20 protein-coding genes are annotated in these 20,342 nt (G+C 48.8%); 16 read left to right on the top strand and 4 right to left on the bottom strand.

The genetic code is table 11. From position 1 onward, the window contains the following. Positions 1-12 precede the first annotated feature (12 nt). Positions 13-1,065, bottom strand: coding sequence for an AI-2E family transporter (locus FZ040_RS07185; RefSeq protein WP_149171382.1), 1,053 nt, complete (start codon positions 1,063-1,065; stop codon positions 13-15). Positions 1,066-1,161: 96 nt separating this feature from the next. Continuing rightward, positions 1,162-2,238, bottom strand: coding sequence for a M48 family metallopeptidase (locus FZ040_RS07180; protein ID WP_149171381.1), 1,077 nt, complete (start codon positions 2,236-2,238; stop codon positions 1,162-1,164). 189 nt (positions 2,239-2,427) lie between these two features. Between FZ040_RS07180 and FZ040_RS07175 the strand changes: the two genes are divergently transcribed. The 6 genes from FZ040_RS07175 (at position 2,428) to FZ040_RS07150 (ending at position 10,748) form a co-directional block, all read left to right on the top strand. After that, positions 2,428-3,453, top strand: coding sequence for a nucleoside/nucleotide kinase family protein (locus tag FZ040_RS07175; RefSeq protein WP_187620274.1), 1,026 nt, complete (start codon positions 2,428-2,430; stop codon positions 3,451-3,453). Between the two features lie 213 nt (positions 3,454-3,666). After that, entirely contained in the window at positions 3,667-5,328 is a 1,662-nt protein-coding gene (locus FZ040_RS07170) for a PTS lactose transporter subunit IIBC (RefSeq protein ID WP_149171379.1), read from the top strand. Positions 5,329-5,440: 112 nt separating this feature from the next. Beyond that, a complete protein-coding gene (locus FZ040_RS07165) occupies positions 5,441-6,892 on the top strand; it encodes an S-layer homology domain-containing protein (protein WP_149171378.1) in 1,452 nt (483 codons plus the stop codon). Positions 6,893-6,911: 19 nt separating this feature from the next. Further along, complete coding sequence (locus FZ040_RS07160) at positions 6,912-8,759, top strand: glycosyl hydrolase 53 family protein (protein ID WP_149171377.1); 1,848 nt, start codon at positions 6,912-6,914, stop codon at positions 8,757-8,759. Between the two features lie 170 nt (positions 8,760-8,929). Beyond that, positions 8,930-9,787 (top strand): tagatose bisphosphate family class II aldolase, encoded by an 858-nt coding sequence (locus tag FZ040_RS07155; RefSeq protein WP_149171376.1) that lies wholly within the window; start codon positions 8,930-8,932, stop codon positions 9,785-9,787. A 28-nt stretch (positions 9,788-9,815) separates the two neighbouring features. Beyond that, positions 9,816-10,748 carry a 1-phosphofructokinase family hexose kinase gene (locus FZ040_RS07150; RefSeq protein WP_149171375.1) on the top strand — a complete coding sequence of 311 codons (933 nt, stop codon included), beginning with the start codon at positions 9,816-9,818 and terminating at the stop codon, positions 10,746-10,748. A 13-nt stretch (positions 10,749-10,761) separates the two neighbouring features. On the opposite strand, the gene FZ040_RS07145 is transcribed toward FZ040_RS07150, so the two are convergent. Further along, on the bottom strand, positions 10,762-11,568 hold the full coding sequence (locus tag FZ040_RS07145) for a MurR/RpiR family transcriptional regulator (RefSeq protein ID WP_074513497.1): 807 nt from the start codon (positions 11,566-11,568) through the stop codon (positions 10,762-10,764). Positions 11,569-11,708: 140 nt separating this feature from the next. Between FZ040_RS07145 and FZ040_RS07140 the strand changes: the two genes are divergently transcribed. The 4 genes from FZ040_RS07140 to lacG all read left to right on the top strand — a co-directional run bounded on the left by FZ040_RS07140 (position 11,709) and on the right by lacG (position 14,522). After that, positions 11,709-12,128 (top strand): RpiB/LacA/LacB family sugar-phosphate isomerase, encoded by a 420-nt coding sequence (locus FZ040_RS07140; RefSeq protein WP_074513496.1) that lies wholly within the window; start codon positions 11,709-11,711, stop codon positions 12,126-12,128. 14 nt (positions 12,129-12,142) lie between these two features. Then, positions 12,143-12,658, top strand: coding sequence for a galactose-6-phosphate isomerase subunit LacB (gene lacB / locus FZ040_RS07135; protein WP_033169614.1), 516 nt, complete (start codon positions 12,143-12,145; stop codon positions 12,656-12,658). Between the two features lie 100 nt (positions 12,659-12,758). Continuing rightward, positions 12,759-13,076, top strand: a complete 318-nt coding sequence (locus FZ040_RS07130; RefSeq protein ID WP_149171374.1) for a PTS lactose/cellobiose transporter subunit IIA — start codon at positions 12,759-12,761, stop codon at positions 13,074-13,076. Positions 13,077-13,085: 9 nt separating this feature from the next. Then, positions 13,086-14,522, top strand: a complete 1,437-nt coding sequence (lacG, locus tag FZ040_RS07125; RefSeq protein WP_074513495.1) for a 6-phospho-beta-galactosidase — start codon at positions 13,086-13,088, stop codon at positions 14,520-14,522. A gap of 133 nt (positions 14,523-14,655) precedes the next feature. Here lacG and FZ040_RS07120 read toward each other — a convergent pair whose 3' ends face one another. Beyond that, positions 14,656-14,946, bottom strand: a complete 291-nt coding sequence (locus FZ040_RS07120; RefSeq protein ID WP_074513494.1) for a hypothetical protein — start codon at positions 14,944-14,946, stop codon at positions 14,656-14,658. 186 nt (positions 14,947-15,132) lie between these two features. On the opposite strand from FZ040_RS07120, the gene rny reads away from it, so the two are divergent. The 6 genes from rny to FZ040_RS07090 all read left to right on the top strand — a co-directional run bounded on the left by rny (position 15,133) and on the right by FZ040_RS07090 (position 20,224). Then, the gene (rny, locus tag FZ040_RS07115; protein ID WP_149171373.1) at positions 15,133-16,677 is read left to right on the top strand and encodes a ribonuclease Y; all 1,545 of its coding nucleotides are present in this window, start codon (positions 15,133-15,135) and stop codon (positions 16,675-16,677) included. 73 nt (positions 16,678-16,750) lie between these two features. Then, positions 16,751-17,299: a hypothetical protein gene (locus tag FZ040_RS07110; protein WP_149171372.1), complete on the top strand. Its 549-nt coding sequence runs from the start codon at positions 16,751-16,753 to the stop codon at positions 17,297-17,299. Positions 17,300-17,337: 38 nt separating this feature from the next. Beyond that, positions 17,338-18,117: a TIGR00282 family metallophosphoesterase gene (locus FZ040_RS07105; protein ID WP_187620273.1), complete on the top strand. Its 780-nt coding sequence runs from the start codon at positions 17,338-17,340 to the stop codon at positions 18,115-18,117. Between the two features lie 141 nt (positions 18,118-18,258). After that, a complete protein-coding gene (locus FZ040_RS07100) occupies positions 18,259-18,519 on the top strand; it encodes a stage V sporulation protein S (protein ID WP_033169608.1) in 261 nt (86 codons plus the stop codon). A gap of 23 nt (positions 18,520-18,542) precedes the next feature. After that, a complete protein-coding gene (locus tag FZ040_RS07095; protein WP_149171371.1) occupies positions 18,543-19,376 on the top strand; it encodes a PHP domain-containing protein in 834 nt (277 codons plus the stop codon). Between the two features lie 14 nt (positions 19,377-19,390). Then, complete coding sequence (locus FZ040_RS07090; RefSeq protein ID WP_149171370.1) at positions 19,391-20,224, top strand: Asp23/Gls24 family envelope stress response protein; 834 nt, start codon at positions 19,391-19,393, stop codon at positions 20,222-20,224. Positions 20,225-20,342: the final 118 nt, after the last annotated feature.

The following is a 20,342-nucleotide window of genomic DNA, read 5'->3' as shown; positions in this document are numbered from 1 at the left end:
AGCCCCCTTTGCTTATGTCTCGGGATGTTTTTGCGCAAGCCAGCGCGAGTTCTTTTTGTTTTCCAGTTGGCGCAGGCGGTGTTCGTAAATGTCTTCGATGACCAATTTACAGATGACGATGAAGGGAACGGCCAGGAACATGCCAGGCGCACCGAGCAGTTCGCCCCCGAGAATAATGCCGAGAATGATGGCGATGGGATGGAGGTTCAAAGATTTTCCGATCATTGTCGGATAAATAAAATTGTGATTGACTTGCGTGAGCAGCAAGTAAAAGCCAGCCGTCTGTAACGCAATGAATGGGTCGACTGTTGCTGTGAGCAGGATTCCAAAGGCAGAAGCAACGGTTGGGCCGAGTACCGGAATGAACTCGCAGATGCCCGATACCATAGCAAAGACGGAGGCATAGGGGAGATTGCGCAGGGAGAAGTAGAGGAAAACGATAACGGCGGTAATGCAGCAAATGACAAGCTGACTGCAGATATAGATGCGCAACGCGCTCAGGATGCGGTTGAACAGGTTGAGGACGCGGCCGGTATCCTTTTGCGGGAACCGGGTGGCAAGGTACTGCTTGATTTCCTCGCCGTCTTTCAGCAGATAGAAGGTCACAAACAGGATGATGACCATATCGATGAATTTGTTAAACAGCGAAAGCAAAACGGTCAGTGAGGATTTTAAGGCATCGACACTGGTGGATTTCAGCTCTGCCCAAACGTTGTCGAGTTCGGCATTGAGAAATTCCGATTCCTGAAGCAGCGGGATGTTCTGGACTTTTTCCGTCAGCTGCGGGAAGTCGGTAATAAAACGGGAAAACGTCGGAACGAAGCTGCTCGATACCAATGCCAGCAGCAGAAACGTGAGACTGACAAAAGCTACGAGTACAATTCCAGCGGCCAGGGAGCGGGGCAGTTTTTTGTTCAGATAATTTACCGGCGGCAGCAGTAAAAGCTGCAGCAACAGGGAAATAAAGATGATAAAGGCAAGCTGCGGCATATACCAGAATGTAGATAACAGAATGGTAAAGGTAATCCCCAGCAGGATGGACGTGCGGTAATCGCGTAGTTGCATAATGGCATCCTTTCGTGCAGTTCTTATTTCTTTTTCCATTATAACAGGCTTATAAAAAAAGAAAACCCTCCGGCAAGGAGGGTTATGAGAACTGGATTATTTGATTTGGTTGAGGCGGGCGGCAAGTGTCGCTGCTGGTTCATCCCCGTCGACACAGGTCATGATGGGCTGGTCACCGAGCATAACCGTGTTGCCGTTTGCATAAGCAGTGCTGCGGTTGTGGCCATTGTGATAAGCGGCGCAGAGATTTCCCATGACAAAATAGGAGCGCTCATGCGAACTCATGCCGCCAGCGGCTGCCGGCGTGGTAAATACCTTGGTGTTGACTTTTACGGTGCCGTCTTTGTTGGTGACATGTCCGCCACTGTAAGTAGTCAGCTTTTTCGCATAGACATCGCGGCGGTCATCGTTGGCCGGATGGTCGGAGAGAAAGGCCTGAAGACCGGATGGATTACTCTGGGAAAGATCCATTACGCGCTGCCAGACAGCGGCCGTAGCTCCTGGATTGTAATTGGTGTGGGTGATGTAGTCAAAGGCCAGTGCATCGGCTTCGCGTTCCATTGGTTTCGTGATGTGACGATTGTTGATGACGGTGGCCATGATTGCCCCGGCGTTCGTTCCGGTGGCTGAGCCAAGAATTGCCATGTTAAGGGAACGGCGGGCACCTTTGGCCGGATGGTCTTTTTGACCATGGCCGAGCTCGTGCCCTAAGACGACAGCGATTTCATCTTCATTGGTGAGCACATTATAGAGCCCGGTGTTGACGCTGAGATTATGTCCGAGCGTGCAGAAGGCATTAAAGGTGTTTTCGTTGTTGATGAAGTAATTGTATGGCTTTTGATAAATGGATGGATCGACCGCACCGATGGCTGCCGTGAGATTGGTCATGATGCGGTCAAGCTGCTGGTTAAGAGCCCAATCATTGTTGACGCCGTACTGTTTTTTCATGGCTTGGAAATATTCCTGACGGCCTTCTTCGGTATCGTTGTATTTGTGCAGGGTTTTATTGAGTTCGCTGCGAGCTTGTATTCCGCCAATTGCCGCACCTAAAATGCTGGCGGTACTGGCTTCGGCCGGAGTCGGCATAAAGACTCCCGCAGCAGTCGTTGAGGCAATAATGCCGGCAGCTAGCAGGCTGGTTATTTTTTTACGGGATTGGAACCGGGTAATCATACTATCAACCTCCGTTATATATATCAATTGCTATCTTCAATTATAACAAAAATAGGTTAGAAAAAAGTATGAAAATTCTAATGAACTTCTTAAAACTAAGGGAAGTTTTGCCTATGGCAAAACTAGAACATTGGCGGTATAATGCAAGAAGAGTTTGCTTTTACCAAAGGAATGATAGGAGGAGAAAATATGGGGGGGAAAGTGTGGCGAACCTGCCGCCTTACAATAAATGGCCTGGGGCATAAGGTACAATACAATCAGGCGACAATTGATAATCTGTTTGTTCCATTCCTGCGTCGAATGACCAAAATGCAACAAGGGGTAGGAAAACGTTTGGTGATTTTTTTGGTAGCGCCTCCGGGAACTGGCAAATCCACGTTGGCACTGCTGTTAGAGCAGCTGTCCTTGACGGATTCATCTCTTGAGCCCGTGCAATCCATTGGCCTCGATGGCTTCCATTATCATAGCGATTATATCCGCAATCATTATGTGGAACGCAATGGCGAAAAGATACCGATGGCAGCGGTAAAGGGCTGTCCCGAGACCTTTGACGTGGAACACCTTGTCGAGAAGCTCGAAACGGTCCGCATGGCGGATATCCGGTGGCCAATTTATGACCGCTCCATTCACGATGTGGTGGAGGAAGTGGTAAAGATTCGCCGCAAGATTGTTTTGCTGGAGGGAAACTGGCTGCTGCTCGGGGAAGAACCGTGGCAAAAAATACGCGGCTATGCCGATTACTCCTTATTTATCAGCGCGGAACCGCGGGATTTGAAAGAGCGGCTCATTGCCCGGAAAATGGCCGGCGGCAAATCGCGGGAGGATGCAGAACGATTTTACCGCGAAAGCGACCGCGTAAATGTAGAGCGGGTGCTCAAAAAGTCCTGGCCGGCCGATGAGACCTGGCAAATGCTGGGCGATGGCGATTACCAGTTGAAGGGAAAGATTATTCCAACTAATATGGTGGATCGGGAGGCTTTGTGGAAGAAGCCAAATGTCTCGATGGAAAGCAGCCTGCTCGGCGGAATCAATCGCCGCATGGGCGTGGAGAATGGAGGCGACGGTGCCTTATTTAAAAACGGTTATGCCGAAGGCCTGTCTGCTGCCCGGAAAACCATCCTGCGCAAGTTGTATATGGATGGTACCATGAGCAGCAAGGCTATCATGGAGACCTTTGAACTGACACCCGAAGAATTGACGGAAATATTGAAATAACTAAGGTCTGCTTATTGATTAGTGACATATCTCTCTTGACAGGACTGCTCTCTTTGGTAACAATAAGAGGGCAGTTCTTTTTACGTGTAAACACGATTGAAAACATTTTCAAAACGTGAAAACACGAATGAATACGTTTTCGTTATACTATAATCATAGCAAGGGGAAAAACAATTAGGGGTCTTTACGCAAAGAGAAAGAAAGGGAAGTATTATGGAAAAACTCATTAAGATGGTAGAGAAAATGAAGCCTTTTTTTGAAAAGGTTTCCAACAATATTTACCTGCGGGCAATCCGGGATGGATTTGTCAGCTGCATACCAGTTATTCTGTTTTCATCGCTATTTATTTTGGTGGCATGCGTACCAGAGATTTTCGACTACAAATGGCCGAAAGCCATCAGTACGGTCTTATGGCAGGCTTATAACTACAGTATGGGCATGCTGGGCATCCTCATGGTGGCTACGATTGCGAAAAGCCTGACGGACAGCATCAACACCAAAATGCCGAAACTGCGTCAGATCAATGACGTATCGGTCATGATTGTTTCGATTATCTGCTTGCTGCTTTTGGCAGTTGCTCCCGTGGAAGGGGGAATTTCCACAGAGTTCATGGGGACGAAAGGTCTGCTTTCCGCTTTTGTCGTAGCCTTCACCGTTCCGAATATCTACAAGTTCTTTGTAAAGCGTAACATTACCATCAAGTTGCCGGATGAAGTTCCGCACTATATTGCGCAGACTTTCGCGGATCTTATCCCGTTGTCGGTAGCAGTTATGATTTACTGGGTTTTTGGCATCGTGTTCAAGGAAGCTACGGGCATGATGTTCGGTGCCTGGATCCTGGAAGTATTCAAGCCGCTCTTTGTGGCAGCGGATGGCTACATCGGTCTGGCTATCATCTATGGTGCCATGGCTATGTTCTGGTTCGTGGGAATCCATGGCCCGTCGATTGTTGAACCAGCGGTTACGGCTATCTACATTGCCAATATCGAGGCAAACCTGCAGATTGTCAATGCGGGGGGACATGCCACGAACATTCTCACGCATCCGACGTCTTACTTTGTCGCTACCCTGGGCGGTACGGGCGCAACGCTGATGTTTTGCGCTATGTGTGCCTTTATCGCAAAATCCAAACAGCTTCGTGCTGTGGGACGCGCTTCTATCGTGCCGGTTACGTTTGCCGTCAACGAACCGATTATCTTCGGTGCTCCGATTGTGCTTAATCCGGTATTGTTCTTCCCATTTGTCCTTACCCCGATTCTCAATGTCTGGGTGTTCAAATTCTTCGTTGATAATCTGGGCATGAATGCCTTTACGTATATCCTGCCATGGACTACGCCGGCGCCTATCGGTCTCATCATCGGTACGGGCTTTGCCCAGCTGGCCTTTGTACTGGCTCCGTTGCTTTTGGTTATGGATGCGGCACTGTACTATCCGTTCTTCCGTGTTTACGATGCGCAGCTGGTAGAAAAGGAGAAGGCTGGTGCAGCTGAAGAAGTTGTGGAAGAAGTTCCAGCTGAGGAAGCCGCTCCGGTAGTGGCTGCTGAGGAACTGCCTCGTGAGGAAAAACGAGTCCTGGTACTCTGTGCTTCTGGTGCTACCAGCTCTATGCTGGCTAAGGCGATTACCAAAGGGGCTGAACACCGCCACGCACCGGTAGAATCCATTGCTATGGCATATGGACAGCACAAGGATATCATTACGGATTTCGATCTCGTTGTCCTGGCTCCGCAGATGGCTTCGATGTACGATGAATTGAAGTCTGACTGTGATGCCAAAGGCGTCAAGAGTGCTACGACCAGCGGCCGCGAATATGTGGGACTCACGCGTGACCCGGACAAAGCTTTGGACTTTGCCCTGGCCTTGATGGCACACTAAATTTTATGTAGGAAAATAACTCCTGCTGCCAGTTGTAGGATGGCAACAGTGGCAGCAGGAGTATTTTTATGGGAAATTTTACAGAATATTGGGGAAATTAGGAGGAAAAAACATGAAAAAATCAGCTCTTATGGCAGCAGTCTTAGCAGCAACGACGATGAGTACGACGGCTTTTGCCGCACAGAATCCCTTCAATGATTTACCAGAAGGACATTGGGCTTATGACGCAGTCACCATGCTTGCCGAGGATGGCGTACTGGAAGGCTATAGCGATGGCACATTCAGGGGAACCAAGACCATGAACCGCTATGAGATGGCGCAGATCGTGGCCAAGGCTATGGAGAAATACGACAATGTCCAGCCGAAGGATAAAGGGGCCATCAATAAACTCAAAAAGGAATTTGCCAATGAACTGAAAGACATGGATGTACGCCTCAAGAATGTGGAAAATGACGTGCAGGAAATCAAGAAAGGTATGTCCAGCTTCAAATGGTGGGGCGATGCCAGAGTACGTCACTTCCAGAATAAGAAAAGTATTGGGGTAAAGGGCAGTAGCGAGTCTGCGCACAAACTGGGCACCAAACATCAAAATGAGATGCGCATCCGTTTGGGATTATATGGTGAACCGGCAAAGAATCTTTCCGTTACCGGACAGTTAAAGGCAGAAAACGAGAATATTGCTCGCAGTGATTATAATCATGAGCATTACGCCGGCAAGAACGAGGAAAAAATGAGTTTCAACCGACTGCAATTAGATTGGCATGCTAAAAACGGTTTTACCGTGTCTGCTGGTCGTAATGAACTAAATTTAGGACAGGGCTTGATCTATTGGGAGAACCCGATCGATGGTTTCCTGGTACGCAAGGACTTCAAGAAAGCCAGCTTGCTTCTCGGTGCCGGTGATGCCAGCTGTGCAACCTGGGCAGATAAAGCTGAATATGCAACGCTGGCTGATTTGAGCGTTAAGGTAAGCCCCGCAGTAAAACTTACGGCTACGTATTACAATTCCCACTCCGATGCCAATAGCAATGTTGCGGTGGTGGAGACTTGGGATAATGGACGGACTTGGTATAACAACTGGCACAATAACACCATAAGCCGTAATTTCCAACAGTTTGCTTACGGTATTGATGCACAGTTAAGCAATAAATGGAATCTGGTAGCAGAGGGGATTCATAATGGAGCCAAGGTGACGAGGACGTCTACGGCTACAGGTACTCCTGATACAAAAGCAAGCAATGATCGCAATGGTTTCTGGACACGTCTGACATATGGCAAGCTGGTTTGGAATAAGGCGAACACTTGGAATATCTATGGTGAATACTTTGCTTTAGGCGGATTGGCAGTTGATTCGAGCTGCTGGGCACATCATCTGAATATCGCTGGTGGTAATGGTTACGGCGGTGCAGGTGTACGTGGCTATGGTCTGGCTGTGAATTACATGCTGGCAGCCAATACCAATCTGGAGCTTTCCTACTACAAATTGAAACCTTATGACAAGGCTGCTACCGGTTTTAGTAAATATGATGATACTGCCTTTGCCGCTCTGACCTATAGCTTCTAATCTGTTTGAGGTGACGATAATGCGTAAATCAATGTTAAAATCTCTGGTACTCTCTGCCATTGCCGCAGGTTCCCTGCTGATGGCTTCGCCTGCTGATGCGGCCGTACAGGTCAATCCGATAAAGAATCTCTCCGCGGATTTCATCAAAGGTGCGGATGTGTCTATGCTGCCGGAGCTGGAATCCCTGGGCGGCAAGTTCTACGATATGGATGGCACGGAGATGGATGAGCTGGCCATCATGAAAAAATACGGCATCAACTGGATCCGCCTGCGCATCTGGAATAATCCGGATCATGCCAATGGCGGCGGCTATACCACGGCAGAACGTGCTTTGGCGATGACAAAGCGTGCGCATGAACTCGGCATGAAGGTGCTTATTGATTTCCATTACAGCGATTTCTGGGCGGATCCTGGCAAGCAGTGGGCACCGAAAGCCTGGGAAAAGGATGATGCCAAAAAAGTGGCCAAGGATGTCTACCAGTATACGAAAAAAGTGCTGGGGGATTTCAAGAAAGCCGGTCAGCTGCCGGAAATGGTGCAGGTGGGCAATGAAATCACCAACGGCATGATCTGGCCTCTGGGCAAACTGCCAGCCAAGGATAATGGCAAGACGCTGGCTTCCTTTGTGGCAAGCGGCCTGAAGGCTGTACATGAGACGGATCCGAATATCAGGACCATGATTCACATCGACAAAGGTGGCGACAATGCCGCTTCGCAGACATTTTATAATCAGTTGATCAAGGATAACGGGGTCAATGATTTTGATGTCATTGGTTTGTCCTATTATCCGTTCTGGCATGGCAATATGGATGCTATGCGTGCAAATATCAAGGATTTGTCGGCCCGTTACAACAAAGATGTGATTATTGTCGAGACGGCATTCGGTTATACCAACGAGAACTTTGACGATACGAAAAACCCCTATGATGCACAGGCGGAATATGTGGGCGGTTTCCGTTCGACCGTACAGGGGCAGGCTACGGGGCTGCGTACCGTTATGCAGAGTCTCGCGGATGTGCCGAATGGCAGAGGTATCGGCATGTTCTATTGGGAGCCGGACTGGTATGCTGTGCCGGGGGCTGGTGCCTTTAAGGATCAGGGAAATGAATGGGATAACCTGGTCATGTTCGATAACAAGGGCAAGGCACTGGAGTCCTGGAAGGTATTCAATGACGTCAGCAATCAGAGCTTGCCGACCATCAAGCCGGTCTTCAAGGAGGTGGATGATGTAACGGGCGAAGCAGGCAAGGGCGCGGCGGCTAAACTGCCGGTGAAAACCCGCGTGACCTTCTCCGATGATCATGCTGAAAATATGGAGATAACCTGGGATAATCCTGCGCCGATATTCGAGCAGGCTGGTGATTATACGGTCAAAGGGACCGTTACCGTTGAGGGAAAAAAATATCCGGTTACTGGCTTGATTACGGTGGTGGACAAGGTAAACCTGTTCAAGAATGGTAACTTTGAGAACGCGCAGAATCTCGACGGCTGGACGATTACTGGCGATAAGGTATTGGATGTGGTAACCAAAGGCGGCGATGCTCTGGATACCAGTGCGATGCACTATTGGAGTGACAAGGCATTCAAGTTCACGGCCAGCCAGGAATTCACCGGATTGGCGGATGGCAAGTACACCGTAGCAGTGTCGACCCAGGGCGGTGGCGGACAGAGCAAGTATCAGCTCACCGCTGCCACCAGCAAGGGGACGAAGTCGGTGGATATCAAGGACACGGCTTGGAACGAGTGGCATACCTTTACCATCAAGGATGTTGAGGTAAAAGGCGGCAAGTGCACGGTGGCAGTGACTATGGAAGCTGCTCCGGGAACCTGGGGATCGCTCGATAACTTCGAATTCTACAAACAATAACACGTACAAAATCCAATCACCCCTGCAAGCAGCTGCCTGCAGGGGTGATTTTTTGTGCAGGTTCCGCGATGTTATGAAAACTCTTCCAAAAGGCGAAAACAAAGGCGCGGTTCCGCTACCTATAATAAAGCCATAAGGAGAAAAATGATGCCTACGTAAAGGGAGAGATTATGATGAAACTGCACAATACCAATGAAATGTTAAAAGATGCTCAGAAGAAGCATTATGCGGTGCCAGCGTTTAATATTCACAATCTGGAAACATTCCAGGTGGTAGTGGATACGGCCAGTGAAATGCGTTCCCCGGTAATCATCGCCGCTACACCGTCAACGGTGCGGTATGCAGATAAGGATTATCTGGTGGCACTTACGGGAACTGCTATGGAAAAATACGACATTCCCATGTCGTTCCATCTCGATCATCATGAGGATGTGGCAGAAATCGAGAGTACGGTGGCTGCCGGCTGCCGCAGCGTAATGATTGATGCTTCCCGCCTGCCGTATGATGAGAATGTGAACAAGGTAAAAGAAGTAGTAGCTTTTGCACATATCTGTGGTGCTTCGGTAGAGGCAGAGCTTGGGAAACTGGTCGGACAGGAAGATGATCTTGTGGTGGATGATGCGGATAGTGCCTATACCAATCCGGAGGATGCCCTGCGCTATGTAGAAGATACGGGAATTGACAGTCTGGCTGTGGCAATCGGTACGGCTCATGGACTTTACAAAGGAACGCCAAAACTGGACTTTGACCGTCTGACGGAAATCCGCCAGCGCGTAGAAGTCCCGCTGGTACTCCATGGTGCTTCGGATGTACCGGACGAATTGGTCCAGAAAGCCATTTCGCTGGGTATCTGCAAGGTCAATGTAGCCACGGACTTGAAGATTCCCTTTTCCAATGCCGTGAAGGAATTCTTCAAGGAAAATCCGGGGGCCAATGATCCGCGCAAGTATATGACTCCGGGCAAGGAAGCAATGAAGGCTATCGTAAAACATAAGATTGAGGTATGCGGCAGCCAGAATCGGTATTGATTTCTGCTGACAAAGGGAAGGAACGCTTATGATACTGGTAATAAATTTAAATGCCTCGCTTGATAAGCGCTATGAACTCGTGGATTTTGCCAAGGGAAAAATCGTCCGGGCCAAATCGGTGGATAATACCCCCGGCGGCAAGGGCATCCATGTCGCGAATGTGGATACCATTCTGGGTGAGGAAACGGTGGTAACAGGATTCCTGGGCGGCAAGACCGGTGAATTCGTAGCAGGCAGGCTTTATGACTATGGCATAGCTGGTGACTTTGTTGAGGTGGCAGGAGAGACACGTTCCTGTCTGGCTATACTCACTGAGGATGGTGCCCAGACGGAAATCCTCGAGCCCGGACCCGATATAAGTCTTGCAGAATTAAAAAAGTTCCGTGATAAGTACACGGAACTTTTAGGAAAAGCGGATATTGTCGTAGCCTCCGGCAGTGTGCCGCGAGGTGTGCCGGTTGACTTTTATGCTGAGCTGATTGAAGAGGCTCACCAGGCTGGAAAGAAATTCCTGCTCGACACCAGCGGGGATTTACTGGCCCGCGGCATTGCAGCCCGTCCGGATTTCATCAAGCCAAACCGGGATGAGATGGAAGCCCTGCGCGGATATCGTCTCCACAGCGAAGAAGATGTCGTGCGGGAAATCCGTCACTTCCTCGAGGAAGGAATTGAGATGGCGGCGATATCCTTGGGCAGTGAAGGCTCCCTGGTGGGTTTTCAGAATCAGGTATATCGTGTCACTGTGCCAAAGATTGATTGCCAGAATCCTGTCGGTTCTGGGGATTCCTATGTGGCAGGGATTGCTGCCGGTTTTGCCCGCAAGCTGCCGATTGAAGACATCCTGCGGCTGGGGGCTGCTTGTGGTACCGCAAATGCTTTGGAAGCCGAAAGTGGTTTCGTGCAGAAAAAGGTAGTGGCACAACTTTTGCCGCGGATTTCCGTAGAGAAAATTGCCGGCTGATGAGCCTGCCCAATCAAAAATAATGTTCCCGACGATAAGCCGCCTCTTTGCGGGCGGCTTTTTCGCGTTCCTCATCCTGACGTTTGGCCAGATAGTCTGAGATGATACGGCTGATGACATAGATGGGAAGACGGGAGGTGGCATCGACGTTTTTGATGGCTACATGGCTGTGCTTGAAGCCGTAGGCTGTAAGGTGTGCAATACGTGCCAGCGGTGTGTCCGGAGAGCCGCAGGTGATGGTGACGATGCGGGCACCTAGAGAGGCCGCATTCTCGGCGGCTGTGAGAAGCTCCGGGGTCTTGCCAGACAGGCTGAAGATGATGACGAGTTCCTGATTCTTTACACGGCGGGTCATGTCCTGCATGATAGACGGATCGGAGTTGGCAAAGACATGGAATCCCTGCAGCTGGAGTTTCAGGGCAAATTCCTCGGCTACGTGCTCCGTGAGCCCGCGTGACAGGAGATAGATACGCTTGGCCTGGCAGATTTCCCGCACGACCGCCAGGATGGTTTCAATGCTCAGCTGTTCGATGGTCTGTGTTACTTCCATCAGGCTTTTATTGAAAATCTCATTGACGTTGATGCTGTCTTTGTGGACGTCTGTTTCCTGGGTGATGAGATAACGCAGTTCGGCAAAGCCGGAAAAGCCGCATTTTTTTATGGTGCGGGATACGGTGGCGGGAGAGGAATAAGTCGCCTCGGCTACGTCACTGATGGACATAGAGGAAATCTTTTCGGTGTTGCTGTTGATGAAGGCGATGACTTTCTTCTCCGTTTCGGTTAGGTGTTCGTGAAAATCATGGTCGATCTTAATTAACATGCTTTATCAGCTCCTTGTAATTCATTCAGTATTATTATATCACGTATATCACGGCGAAAATGCTTTCAAAACCTGAAAACAACGAAAAAGCAAGAATGATTATAATAAAATCATCAAGAAGACAGAAAGGAAGTCAGAATATGAAAGTTGCATTGGCTGCGAATGGTGCTGGCGCAAAACTGAAAGACAGCATCAAGGATTATTTGCTTGGCAAAGGTTATGAGATAGAGGATTTGTCCCATGAGGATATTTTTATCGCCACAGAAAATGTGGTGGATGCGATTTTAACCAAGGGGATTACCCGGGGCATTGTCGTGGACGACTATGGAGTGGCTCCGTTTATGATTGCTGCGAAACATCATGGCATTGTCTGTGCTCCGACTTATGAGGATTACACGTCATCCATGACCCGCCGTCACAACAGCACGCAGATCATTACGCTGGGGGCAAATGTTACGGCAGAGAAGCTTTCCTGTGAATTAGCGGAAAACTTTGTGAAGACGGAGTATGATGGCGGACGTCATCAGATTCGCATTGATATGCTGAACCGGGAAGTTTAAAGGAGGCTAATACCATGAAGATTGCAATTGGTTGTGACCATATTGTTACCGATATAAAAATCAAAGCAGCAGAGTTTTTGAAAAAACAGGGACATGAAGTCATCGATGTGGGTACCTATGATTTTATCCGTACGCACTATCCGATTTATGGACGCAAAGTAGGAAAGCTGGTAGCAACCGGTGAGGCAGATTTGGGCGTGTGTATTTGCGGTACTGGTATCGGTATTAATAATGCCGCACAGAAAGTAAAAGGTGTTCGTGCAGCCTGCGTGGCCGATGTGCAAACAGCAGTAGCGGCAAAAGAGAATCTTAATGCAAATGTAATTGGGTGTGGAGGTCGTGTTATTGGTATTGGATCGATTGAATATATTCTGGAGGCCTTTCTAAAGGCTGAGTATAAACCGACTCCGGAAAAGGATGCACTGATTGCGAAAATTGATGGGCTGATTGATGACAATGATTGCATAGAGAATGATGCACTCTTTGATGAGTATCTGAAAAAATGGGAGGAAGGTTACTATCACGACTGATGTCGTGCTATAATGGTGTCGGTTAGCTAGCTTACTTTTTTTAGGGGTAAAGAAAGTAAGTGGGGCACTAGGGAAAAATATTTATGAAAAGGGGATTCTTATGGCAATGACAAAAGATGAAATGGCAATGATTGCTATGGAAATTGTGGCTTATTCCGGCGATGCTCGGACAAAATTCCTAGCCGCGATGGATGCTATTGGTGAAAAGGACTTTGCAAAAGCAGAATCGCTCATCAAAGAAGGGGATGACTTGATCCTCAATGCCCACAATCAGCAGACGGAACTCATTACGAAGGAAGCAGCCGGCGAGGAAATCGAAATTGGTTTTCTTACCGTGCATGCACAGGATCATCTGATGACAGCTATGCTGCTTTCGGATATGGATAAACGTTTCCTCAAGATGTTCCGGGAGAAATGAGGGTTGATTATGGCAAAGAAATTTCCAGCTGGTTTTATCTTTGGCGGGGCTACTGCTGCCTATCAAGTGGAAGGTGCAACCCGCGAAGATGGGCGCGGTCCCTGTGTCTGGGACGAGTATATGAATCGTCCTGGCGCAAGGTTCAATGCGGATCCTGCCAGCGATTTTTATCATCAATACAAAACGGATTTGCAGCTGGCACATGATTATAACATCAATGGCATCCGCATCTCCCTGTCTTGGACGCGGATCCTTCCCGAAGGGGAAGGCAGGGTGAATCCGGCTGGTATTGCGTATTACAATGAGCTGATCGACGAGTGCATCAAACAGGGCGTAGAACCCTTTGTGACGCTGCACCATTTTGATACTCCCCTAAAATTTTTTCAAAATGGCCATTGGCTGAATCGCGATTTGATTGACAAATTTGTGGAATACGCCAAAATCTGTTTTGAGGCCTTTGGCGATCGGGTGACGAAATGGGCTACCTTTAACGAACCTTGGTCCATTGCTCAGAATGGCTATCTGGCAGGGAATTTTCCCCCGAATGAAACCTTCCAGATTGAGAAGGCCATCCAGATTGAGCACAATCTCATGGTAGCGCATGCCCGGGCTCTGAATCTGTACAAGAGCATGAACTTGCCGGGAAAAATTGGTATTGTCCATACGTTGGAGGGCAAGGTGGCTATATCGGCTTCCCCCGCTGATTGCCATGCCCGCGACCTGGATGATGCGATTTCCAACCGTTTTATGCTGGATGCCTGCTATTTGGGAAAATACAGCGATACGACCATGTCGCTGATAAATGAAATCCTGCAGAAGAATGGCGGCAAGCTCATCACGGAGCCGTCCGATTTTGATGATTTTGCGCGCGCTGCCAAGCAGATTGACTTTTTAGGCATGAATTACTATTCCAGTCACTTTTTGCAGGCTTGGGATGGTGACAGCCAGGTGGTGAATAACAGCACCGGCGAAAAGGGTACCAGCGTGTTCTGCCTCAAGGGCATCGGTGCACGTGTCAGCAATCCGGAAGTCCCCACTACGGATTGGGATTGGCCGATTTACCCGGAGGGCATGTATAGGCAGTTAAAGCGTATCGCCAGGGATTATCCGAACTACAAAGAGATTTTTATATCCGAGAATGGCATGGGGTATAAGGATGACTTTGAAGACGGAAAAATCGATGACACGCCGCGCATCGAATATGTCACCAAGCATCTGGAAGCAATCCTGAAGGCCATCGAGGAAGGCGTCAAGGTAAAAGGCTATTATATTTGGAGCCTGATGGACGTACTGTCCTGGAGCAATGGTTATAACAAACGCTATGGCTTGTTTTATGTGGATTATGCCAATCAAAAACGATATCCCAAAAAAAGTGCTTATTGGTATAAAGCAATAAGTCAGCGGAGAGAATTAGTTCCGATGGAAAAATTTCTTATTGATTTTTGAAGGAAAAAGCTATAACACAATAGCTAAATGAAAAGACGGTTCGAAGACTTGAATGAGTCAGCGAACCGTCTTTTCTCATAAAGACAATAATTACATGTTGAACAAGGTGGTAGGTGTTGAAGGGATTCAGTTTTTAGCGTGCTTTGCTGGAAAACAGATAAACAAGCGTGGTGAGAATAATGCCGCCAACGCCCCACATCCAGCCTTTATCGTACCAGGCATAAGCCGTGCAGGCGAGGCAGAAGAGGACTGCGATAAACGTTTGCTTGGCGTTTTCTTTGCGCAGGGCAAAGGTCTGGTAATCGACGCCAGTAAGTTCTTTGAAGCACTCTTGACAGATGACTTTTTTCTCTCCGTCTTCGGTGGTATGGACAAGCGCATCCTTTTCCTCAAGGGTGCGTCCGCATTCGGAGCAGTTCAGCATGATTGGGTTCCTCCCGTCGAATTTCATCAAATTATCACGTATTTTCTAATTTTACCGCATTTTGTGCGATTTGACTAGGTTTTCTTGACACTCTAGGGGAAAAACTATAGAATATAAAGGTATAGTTATGGATAAAACTATTCAGGAAAAACAAATAATGCATGAAAGCAAATAAAAAAAGAGGGGGTGAGTATTATCGTTATCGAAGTAGTAGCGGTAATAGTTGCAGTTATCATCGGTGCCGGTGCAGGCTATGCTGCCCGTAAGCGTACGGCAGAAGCCCAGATTGGTTCCGCTGAGGAAGAAGCAAAACGAATTGTAGCAGAGGCTGAAGAAAAGGGCGAGACCAAAAAGAAAGAAGCTTTGCTGGAGGCGAAGGAGGATATCCATCGTCTGCGTCAGGAGCTTGACCGCGATACAAAAGAGCGCCGCAGCGAGATTCAGCGCCAGGAGCGCCGCATTGTGCAGAAGGAAGAGAATCTCGACCGCAAGCTGGATTCTATCGAAAAGAAAGAGGAAGCGCTTTCCCGTAAGGAATCGCGTCTCGACAAAAGCCAGCAGGCGATTGATGAGATGCACGAAAAGCAGAAAGAAGAGCTGGAGCGCATTTCCGGATTGACGTCGGAAGATGCCCGCACGATGCTCATGGCTGAGGCTGAGGATGAACTCAAGCACGAGAAAGCCATGAAGATCAAGGAGTATGAGCAGCAGATAAAGGATGAATGTGACAAGAAGGCACAGGATATTCTGAGTCAGGCAATCCAGCGTTGCGCCGCTGACCATGTAGCTGAGACGACGGTTTCGGTTGTCGCACTGCCGAATGACGAGATGAAGGGTCGTATCATTGGCCGTGAGGGCCGTAACATTCGCACGCTGGAGACGATGACTGGCGTTGACCTCATCATCGATGACACGCCGGAAGCTGTCATCCTGTCCGGCTTTGACCCGGTACGCCGTGAAGTGGCACGCATTGCCCTGGAGAAGCTGATCCAGGACGGCCGCATCCATCCGGCCCGCATCGAGGAAATGGTCGAGAAGGCAAAACGCGAAGTCGACCAGCGTATCAAAGAAGCCGGCGAGCAGGCCACCTTTGATACCGGTGTTCATGGCATTCATCCGGAACTGGTCAAAATGCTGGGCCGGTTGCGTTATCGTACGAGTTATGGCCAGAATGTACTCAATCATTCGATTGAGGTCGCGCACCTGGCTGGCGTCATGGCATCGGAGCTTGGCTGCGATGTAACGCTGGCAAAACGCGGCGGTTTGCTCCATGATATTGGTAAGGCCATTGACCGTGAGGTCGAAGGTTCCCATACCACGATTGGTGCAGATTTGGCCCATAAGTTCCGCGAGTCCAAAGATGTAATCAACTGCATTGCATCCCATCATGGCGATGTGGAGGCAGCAAGCGTTGAGGCTGTGCTGGTTGCTGCAGCTGATGCTGTTTCGGCCGCCAGACCTGGTGCACGTCGTGAGAGTCTTGAGTCTTATCTCAAGCGCCTCAAACGGCTGGAGGAAATCGCAGAGTCCTATGAGGGCGTTGAGCGTTGCTTCGCAATTCAGGCAGGCCGTGAGATTCGCGTGATGGTTAAACCGGATAAAGTTGATGATGCTGAGTCGGTGGCACTGGCTCATGATATTGTCAAGAAAATCGAGGATGAGCTGGAATATCCGGGGCAGATTAAAGCCACGGTTATCCGCGAGACGCGCGTCGTCGATTATGCGAAATAATCAATCAGAAAATGTTTGGGGGTGCGGGGCCTGGCTCTGCATCCCCAATTCTACCTATATAAGGGGAACAATCATGCTTGGATTCAAGGATTGGCTAACAAAGGCAGCGGGCAGAAAAGCTGCCACGGATAAAACGGGAATACAGCTCATAGCTTCCATTCTGGCCTGTTATCCGGAGATAGAATCGGTAAGTTATGTGCCTGAAGCCACCGAAATGACCCTGGATTTTGTCCTGGAGGGGAAGGTGGCGAAAGAAGAACTGGAGCCGTTTGCCAAATTGCTCGATGACAGCCTGCAGGCTTATCATGAGCTGGACTCCGGTGCTCCGGTCTGGATGGCTGTTGAGGCAGAAAGTCATGGCCGGGCAACGATGGTTCATATCCATCGCCAGCTGATTACCATGACGCGTGGGGAGTTGACATTGATTACCACGTTGTTTCGGGAGACCTTTACCAATCGTCTCAAATGCGATAAGCATACCCCCGATCAGTTGGAGCCAGAATTTGCTGATGCCCAGAGTGCGGTCTTAGATACTCTCTTAGACCAGAATCAGGAATACCGCATCAAGGAAAAGATGATTGGCATCCGTGATAAAGACCGGGTAGTTGTCTATAACCGTTGATCCTTTGTTGCCAAGGGAATCAACGGAAGGAGGAATACATGCGAGTAATGTTGACAGGAGATGTCGTCGGCCGTCCGGGGCGTAAGGCATTTCAGGAATATACGCCAAAACTCCGAAAGGAGAAGGGCATTGATGTGGTAATTGTGAACGGTGAGAACTCGGCGGGAGGCAAGGGCTTTACCCGCAAATCGCTGGATGCTCTTTATCATGCAGGCGCTGATGTTATCACTTCAGGCAATCACGTCTGGGACAAGAAAGACGTGTTGGAGTTCATTGACCAGGAGCCGTTTTTGATTCGTCCGGCGAACTATCCGGAAGGAACACCGGGCAAGGGCTATTGTATCTTTCCGTTCAAGGCCAAAAACATCGGTGTCATAAATCTTTCCGGCCGGGCGTTTATGCCGGCTTTGGATTGCCCGTTCCAAAAGATTGAAGAGATACTTCGTGAAATAAAGAATGAATGCGATGTTGTTTTCCTGGACTTTCATGCAGAAACGACTTCGGAGAAGATGGCGATGGGCTGGTACCTTGACGGCCGAGTGAACGGGGTCGTTGGTACGCATACGCATATCCAGACGGCGGATGACCGCATCCTGCCAAAAGGAACTGCGTATATTACGGACCTCGGCATGACGGGCCCGTGGAATTCCATTTTGGGCGTCAAGTCTGAGATCATTTTGCGGAAGTTTACGACGGCCATGCCGTGCCGGTTTGATTTGGAGGAAGAGGGGCCGATGGTTTATTCGGCCGTCATTATCGATATTGATGACAATACCAATCAAACGACGGCAATCGAGCGGGTTATGATTACCGAATAATCATAAATCGCGACAGATTGTTTTTAGAAAAGAAGGACTTTGCAGGTTTTTGAAGAATACTCTAGCTAGTGACAGTAAGTTTAACCAATAGGATACATGCATTGTATGAAGTAATCTTTATGTTGAGAGGACGTGCTGAACATGGAAATTCTGAAAGTATCTGCAAAGTCAAACCCAAACTCGGTGGCAGGCGCATTAGCAGGCGTGCTGCGGGAATCTGGAAGTGCTGAGATGCAGGCAATTGGTGCTGGAGCACTGAATCAGGCGGTCAAAGCGGTAGCTATTGCTCGTGGATTTGTTGCGCCGCATGGGATTGACCTCATTTGCGTTCCGGCGTTCACGGATATCAAGATTGATGGGGAAGAACGTACTGCAATCAAGCTGATTGTTGAGCCGCGCTGAGTAGATTATAGGAGTGAATCCGAATGCCAAGTGATTTGCATATGCATACGACCTTTTCCGATGGCAAATTGACACCGGAAGAGCTTGTGGCAGCCGCAAAGAATGCGGGCCTTCATTATATGGCAATAACTGACCATGATACGGTGGAAGGCATCGTGGAATTGTATGAGAATGGGCATTATCCAAGCCGGGGAATCCATATCATTCCCGGTATTGAGTTTAGCGCGCATCATCCGACCAGAGAGATTCATATTTTAGGTTTTAATCTGGATATCTATTATCGGGCTTTAGCAGATAAGCTGAACGAGGTTACCGAGGCGAGATGGACGCGTTTTTCGGAAATGATTGAAAAGCTGCAGGCTTTGGGATATAACATATCGGAAGCCGATGTTCTCACGATTGCTGGTGCCAGCAAGTCTATCAGCCGTTCGCATATTGGACGGGTCCTGGTAAAAAAAGGCTATTTTACCTCGGTTCGGGAGGCTTTTGATGCTGTCTTGAAAAAGGGAACGCCAGCCTATGTCCCGCACTATCATCTGGAGGCGACGGAAATTATTGCGCTTATCAAAGCAGCAGGCGGAACGCCGGTGCTGGCGCATCCTAAACTCATAGGCGATGATGAGCTGGTTCGTGAGCTTTGCCAGATTGGAATTGAAGGAATTGAGGCATTTTATCCTCAGCATGATGAAGCGGATACCGCCCGTTATTTGGCGATGGCCGAAGAGTTCGGACTCCTGGTATCGGGAGGTTCGGATTTTCATGGCTATCCGACGCGTTATCCGTCGGAGCTGGGGGTTTTTACCATTGAAGACAAATGGGCGGAGAAGTTCTATCGCCCGCAGCAGCAACTGGGTTAAACAGGAGAAGTAATATGGATGTCATTGCACTGGTGGGACCCAGTGGAACTGGCAAGAGCCATCGGGCGCTGGTTGTCGCTCACGACAATCGGGCAGATGCCATCATTGATGATGGTATCCTGATCAAGGATGGCAAAATACTTGCCGGTCATTCTGCGAAAAAAGAACAAAGTAAAATTATGGCTGTGCGCCGGGCAATTTTTGTTTTGCCTGGCCACGCCGAAGAGGTGCGGGCGGCAATCGATGAGGCAAAGCCGCACCGCATTTTGATTCTCGGCACATCGGAGAACATGGTTCATAAAATCGCGAAGGCATTGAAGCTGCCATCGATTGCCAAGATTATCAATATTGCGGATGTGGCGTCGAAGCAGGAGATGGAAAAAGCGCAGTATTATCGCCTCAAACAGGGAAAACACATTATCCCGGTTCCGACGATTGAACTTAAACCGCATTTTTCCGGCTATCTGGTCGACCCGTTGCAAACTTTTTTCAAGCGGTCGTCCACAAAGCGCCGCCGGCTTGGAGAAAAGTCAATTGTCCGGCCGGTATTCAGTTATTTTGGCAAGCTTTCCATTGATGATTCGGCCATCAAGGCGATTATCCGTCATGTGGTCATGAAACAGGAGGCTTTTACCAAAATCAGCGGTTTACAGGTGGAACATCTCATGCGGGATGGCGAAGACATGGGGCTTCGGATTTCCTGCGATGTGGTCCTTACCTATGGCAATCATATCCCGACGCTGATCAAGCAGGCCCAAAAGGAAATCTGTGAGGCAGTGGAGTCCATGACGGGCATGGTAGTTCACGAAGTGAATATCCGGGTTAAGGCGCTTTATGTGCAGTCATAAGATAATTGGTTTTGGTATATTGTTCCCTAAAGGATGTTGCTTTGGCAGCATCCTTTTTTGTGCACTTAAGGGATAGAGGTTGAGATTATATTTTAGAAAACGTTTACAAAATATATTG

It is taken from the genome of Pseudoselenomonas ruminis (assembly GCF_008271295.1).
GTDB lineage: Bacteria > Bacillota > Negativicutes > Selenomonadales > Selenomonadaceae > Selenomonas_A > Selenomonas_A ruminis.
This window is presented reverse-complemented; position numbering and strand designations above follow the sequence as displayed.

Excerpts from the sequence above, each read along its gene's own strand:
- FZ040_RS07185 (WP_149171382.1), bottom strand. The coding sequence starts at position 1,065 with ATGCAACTACGCGATTACCGCACGTCCATCCTGCTGGGGATTACCTTT.
- FZ040_RS07180 (WP_149171381.1), bottom strand. The coding sequence starts at position 2,238 with ATGATTACCCGGTTCCAATCCCGTAAAAAAATAACCAGCCTGCTAGCT.
- FZ040_RS07175 (WP_187620274.1), top strand. The coding sequence starts at position 2,428 with ATGGGGGGGAAAGTGTGGCGAACCTGCCGCCTTACAATAAATGGCCTG.
- FZ040_RS07170 (WP_149171379.1), top strand. The coding sequence starts at position 3,667 with ATGGAAAAACTCATTAAGATGGTAGAGAAAATGAAGCCTTTTTTTGAA.
- FZ040_RS07165 (WP_149171378.1), top strand. The coding sequence starts at position 5,441 with ATGAAAAAATCAGCTCTTATGGCAGCAGTCTTAGCAGCAACGACGATG.
- FZ040_RS07160 (WP_149171377.1), top strand. The coding sequence starts at position 6,912 with ATGCGTAAATCAATGTTAAAATCTCTGGTACTCTCTGCCATTGCCGCA.
- FZ040_RS07155 (WP_149171376.1), top strand. The coding sequence starts at position 8,930 with ATGATGAAACTGCACAATACCAATGAAATGTTAAAAGATGCTCAGAAG.
- FZ040_RS07150 (WP_149171375.1), top strand. The coding sequence starts at position 9,816 with ATGATACTGGTAATAAATTTAAATGCCTCGCTTGATAAGCGCTATGAA.
- FZ040_RS07145 (WP_074513497.1), bottom strand. The coding sequence starts at position 11,568 with ATGTTAATTAAGATCGACCATGATTTTCACGAACACCTAACCGAAACG.
- FZ040_RS07140 (WP_074513496.1), top strand. The coding sequence starts at position 11,709 with ATGAAAGTTGCATTGGCTGCGAATGGTGCTGGCGCAAAACTGAAAGAC.
- lacB (WP_033169614.1), top strand. The coding sequence starts at position 12,143 with ATGAAGATTGCAATTGGTTGTGACCATATTGTTACCGATATAAAAATC.
- FZ040_RS07130 (WP_149171374.1), top strand. The coding sequence starts at position 12,759 with ATGGCAATGACAAAAGATGAAATGGCAATGATTGCTATGGAAATTGTG.
- lacG (WP_074513495.1), top strand. The coding sequence starts at position 13,086 with ATGGCAAAGAAATTTCCAGCTGGTTTTATCTTTGGCGGGGCTACTGCT.
- FZ040_RS07120 (WP_074513494.1), bottom strand. The coding sequence starts at position 14,946 with ATGCTGAACTGCTCCGAATGCGGACGCACCCTTGAGGAAAAGGATGCG.
- FZ040_RS07110 (WP_149171372.1), top strand. The coding sequence starts at position 16,751 with ATGCTTGGATTCAAGGATTGGCTAACAAAGGCAGCGGGCAGAAAAGCT.
- FZ040_RS07105 (WP_187620273.1), top strand. The coding sequence starts at position 17,338 with ATGCGAGTAATGTTGACAGGAGATGTCGTCGGCCGTCCGGGGCGTAAG.
- FZ040_RS07100 (WP_033169608.1), top strand. The coding sequence starts at position 18,259 with ATGGAAATTCTGAAAGTATCTGCAAAGTCAAACCCAAACTCGGTGGCA.
- FZ040_RS07095 (WP_149171371.1), top strand. The coding sequence starts at position 18,543 with ATGCCAAGTGATTTGCATATGCATACGACCTTTTCCGATGGCAAATTG.
- FZ040_RS07090 (WP_149171370.1), top strand. The coding sequence starts at position 19,391 with ATGGATGTCATTGCACTGGTGGGACCCAGTGGAACTGGCAAGAGCCAT.